The sequence below is a fragment of the Quadrisphaera sp. DVD1 genome (assembly GCF_058932755.1).
Window position 1 is genome coordinate 1 of sequence record NZ_JBZYWI010000203.1, and the last position, 4,201, is coordinate 4,201.

Sequence of the window (4,201 nt, forward strand, 5' to 3'; positions counted from 1 at the left end):
GCGCCGGGAGCACCGGGGCAGTGGCTGGCCGGCGCCGACGTGGCCCACGCCACCGGCGCGGCAGGCTCCGGCTTCGGCGGTGGTGACGGAGGCGGCTGCGTCGGTGGTGACGGCGGCGGGGGCGCCTGCTGAGGGCCGGTGAGGGCGCCGGCGACCCGGCTCAGAGGGTCGCCGGGAGCCCCAGCCAGGCGTGCCAGCCGCCGTGCAGGACGAGCCACGCGATGAGGCCGTAGCCGACCTGCCCCGGGTGCACGCCGTCCCCGGCCGCGAGGTCGGCGTGCCACTGCTCGTGGGAGACGAGCGGGGTGAAGCAGTCCACGTACGGGATGCCGCGGCGGCTGGCCACGTCGGCCCAGCCGCCGGACAGGTCCTCGACCGGGCGGTGCAGGGCCGGGTCCAGCGGCGGCGGGGGCCCCACGACGAAGCTCGACATCTGCTGCGTCGAGGCGGCGTCGAGGATGTCGGCGAGGTTGAGCCGGCTGCGGGCCAGCGACGACCCGGCGACCGCGTCGGCGGCCCCCAGCCCCACGACGAGCCGGTCGTCCTCGCCGCTGAGGCGGCGGGCCACCTCCTCGTCCCAGCGGTCGCGCAGCGCCGTCGTGCTCTCCCCGGGCACGCCGATGGGCAGCACGGACGCCGCGGGGGCGCCGTCCTCGGTGCGCGTGCGGGCGGCCACGCGGCCGACCCAGCCCAGCGCCCGGGGGTCTCCCACCCCGGCCACCAGGTCGTCGCCGACGACGCAGACCCTGATCGGGCGGCGGCTCACCGGGCCAGGGCCTGCTGCACCAGCTGCTGCTGCTCGGCCTGGTGGGCCTTGGCAGAGCCGGCCGCGGGGGAGGCGGAGGCGGAGCGGGAGACCCGGCGCACCCGGCGTCCGCCGAGCTGCTCGGCGAGCTCGAGGAACTCGTAGCCCAGGAAGGGCCACGCGCCCTGGTTGGCCGGCTCCTCCTGCACCCACACGAGCTCTGCGCTGGCCGGGTAGCGCCCCAGCGCCTCGAGCAGCCCCGCGCGGTCCAGGGGGTAGAGCTGCTCCAGGCGCACGATCGCGGTGCGCGTGTCACCGGCCGCCTCGCGCCCGGCCATGAGGTCGTAGGAGACCTTGCCCGAGCAGAGCAGCACCCGGTCGACGCCCGCCGGGTCGAGGCGACCGTCGCCGGCGGCAGGGTCCTGCAGGACGGGCCGGAAGCCGCCGCTGGTCAGGTCGCCGATCGGCGAGGTCGCCGACTTGAGGCGCAGCATCGACTTGGGCGTGAAGACCACCAGCGGCCTGCGCGGCCGGGCGTACGCCTGGCGGCGCAGCAGGTGGAAGTACGACGCCGGCGTCGACGGCATCGCCACCGTCATGTTCTCCTCCGCGCACAGCTGCAGGAAGCGCTCGATGCGCGCCGAGGAGTGGTCCGGGCCCTGCCCCTCGTAGCCGTGGGGCAGCAGCAGGACGACCGAGGAGCGCTGCGCCCACTTCTGCTCGGAGGAGGCGATGAACTCGTCGATGATCGTCTGGGCGCCGGGGGCGAAGTCGCCGAACTGGGCCTCCCACAGCACGAGCGCGTCGGGCCGCTCGACGCTGTAGCCGTACTCGAAGCCCATCGCGGCGAACTCGCTGAGCAGCGAGTCGTAGATCCAGAAGCGCGCCTGGTCAGGCTTGAGGTACAGCAGCGGCGTCCACTCCTCGCCGGTCACCCGGTCGGTGAGGACGGCGTGGCGCTGGACGAACGTCCCGCGGCGGGTGTCCTGCCCCGAGAAGCGCACCGGGGTGCCCTCCATGAGCAGCGAGCCCATCGCCAGCAGCTCGCCGTAGGCCCAGTCGACGCCGCCCTCGCGGGACATCGCCGCGCGGCGCTCCAGCAGCGGGCGCAGCTTCGGGTGCACCGTGAAGCCCTCGGGCGGGGACACGTGCGCGTCCCCGATCCGGCGGACCACCTCGGCGCTGACCGCGGTCTCCACCGGGTCGGCCACGGAGTCGTCGCGCTGGGACGCCGGCCGGTCGAGCCCGGCCGTGGTGGCCGAGCCGTCCTGCCCGGAGGCCTCGCGACCGGTGTCGCGGGTCTCGGCGAAGACGCGCTCGAGCTGCTGGCGGTAGTCCTCCAGGACCGCCTCGGCCTCCTCGCCGGTGATGTCGCCCCGGCCGATGAGCGCCTCGGTGTAGAGCTTGCGGACGCTGCGCTTGGCCTCGATGAGGTTGTACATCAGCGGCTGCGTCATCGACGGGTCGTCGCCCTCGTTGTGGCCGCGGCGGCGGTAGCAGACCAGGTCGATGACGACGTCCTTGGCGAACTCCTGGCGGAACTCGAAGGCGAGCTTCGCCACGCGCACGCAGGCCTCGGGGTCGTCGCCGTTCACGTGGAAGATCGGCGCCTGGATCATCCGGGCCACGTCGGTGGAGTAGAACGACGAGCGGCTGGAGGCCGGCGCCGTCGTGAACCCGACCTGGTTGTTGATGACCACGTGCACCGTGCCGCCGGTGCGGTAGCCGCGCAGCTGGGACAGGTTGAGGGTCTCGGCGACCACGCCCTGGCCCGCGAAGGCGGCGTCGCCGTGCAGCAGCACGGGCAGCACCGGGAAGCTGGAGCCGCCGAGGTTGATCCGGTCCTGCTTGGCGCGCACGACGCCCTCGAGCACCGGGTCCACCGCCTCCAGGTGGGAGGGGTTGGCGGCGAGGTAGACGCGGGTGCTGGCGCCGTCCTCGGCGGTGTAGGTGCCCTCGGTGCCCAGGTGGTACTTCACGTCGCCCGAGCCCTGGACGCTCTTGGGGTCCTGGCTGCCCTCGAACTCGCGGAAGATCTGCCCGTAGCTCTTGCCCGCGATGTTGGCCAGGACGTTGAGGCGGCCGCGGTGGGCCATCCCGACGGCCACCTCGGCCAGCCCGGCGTGGGCGGCGTCGTAGAGCAGGGCGTCGAGCAGGGGGATGACGCTCTCCCCGCCCTCGAGGCTGAAGCGCTTCTGCCCGACGTACTTGGTCTGCAGGAACGTCTCGAAGGCCTCGGCGGCGTTGAGCCGGCGCAGCACGCGCAGGTGCGCCTCGCGGCTGAGCGGCGTGTAGGGACGCTCCACGCGCTCCTGGATCCAGCGCCGCTGGGTCGGGTCCTGGATGTGCATGTACTCGATGCCGACGGTGCGGCAGTAGGAGTCGCGCAGCACGCCGAGGATGTCGCGCAGCCGCATCATCGAGCGGCCGCCGAAGCCCCCGGTGGGGAACTCGCGGTCGAGGTCCCACAGGGTCAGGCCGTGGGTCTGGACGTCGAGGTCGGGGTGGCGGCGCTGGCGGTACTCCAGCGGGTCGGTGTCGGCCATGAGGTGCCCGCGCACCCGGTAGGCGTGGATGAGCTCGACCACCCGCGCGGTCTTGGAGATCTCGTCGTCGTGGGAGACGGAGATGTCCTGCACCCAGCGCACCGGCTCGTAGGGGATGCGCAGGGCGGCGAAGACCCGGTCGTAGAACCCGTCGGTGCCCAGGAGCTTGTTGTGCACCTGCCGCAGGAACTCCCCGGACTGCGCGCCCTGGATGATCCGGTGGTCGTAGGTGGAGGTCAGCGTCATGACCTTGCTGACCGCCAGGCGCGCCAGGGTCTCGGCCGAGGCCCCCTGGTACTCGGCGGGGTAGTCCATCGCGCCGACGCCGATGATCGTGCCCTGGCCGGCGACCAGGCGCGGCACCGAGTGCACGGTGCCGATCGTGCCCGGGTTGGTCAGGCTGATCGTCGTCCCGGTGAAGTCGGAGACCTCGAGCTTGCCCGCCCGCGCCCGGCGGACGACGTCCTCGTAGGCGGCCCAGAAGTGGGCGAAGTCCATCTCCTCGGCGCCCTTGATGCTCGGCACGAGGAGCTGGCGGCCGCCGTCCTTGGCCGGCAGGTCGATCGCCAGGCCGAAGTTGACGTGCGCGGGGCGCAGCACGCCGGGCTTGCCGTCGACCTCGGTGTACGCCCAGTTCATCTCGGGCATGTCGCGCAGGGCCTCGACCACCGCGAAGCCGATGAGGTGGGTGAAGGAGACCTTGCCGCCGCGGGCGCGCTTGAGGTGGTTGTTGATGACGATGCGGTTGTCGACCAGGAGCTTCGCCGGGACGGCGCGCACGCTCGTGGCGGTGGGGACCGCGAGGCTGGCCTCCATGTTCGCCACCACCCGGGCGGCCGGGCCGCGCAGGCGCACCGACTCGTCCTGGGCGGGCGCCGGAGCGGCGACCGGCTGCGGCGCGGCGGCCAGC

Annotated in this window: 2 protein-coding genes; both read right to left on the reverse strand. The window is 73.5% G+C overall.

Annotated elements, in window-relative coordinates; translation table 11 throughout:
* Nucleotides 1–160: 160 nt before the first annotated feature.
* Entirely contained in the window at nucleotides 161–766 is a 606-nt protein-coding gene (locus AC5FZL_RS15730; RefSeq protein ID WP_493619824.1) for a GDSL-type esterase/lipase family protein, read from the reverse strand.
* Nucleotides 763–4,201: multifunctional oxoglutarate decarboxylase/oxoglutarate dehydrogenase thiamine pyrophosphate-binding subunit/dihydrolipoyllysine-residue succinyltransferase subunit (locus AC5FZL_RS15735; protein ID WP_493619825.1), on the reverse strand; the 3,439-nt coding region annotated here is incomplete at its 5' end. The genes AC5FZL_RS15735 and AC5FZL_RS15730, both read right to left, overlap by 4 nt.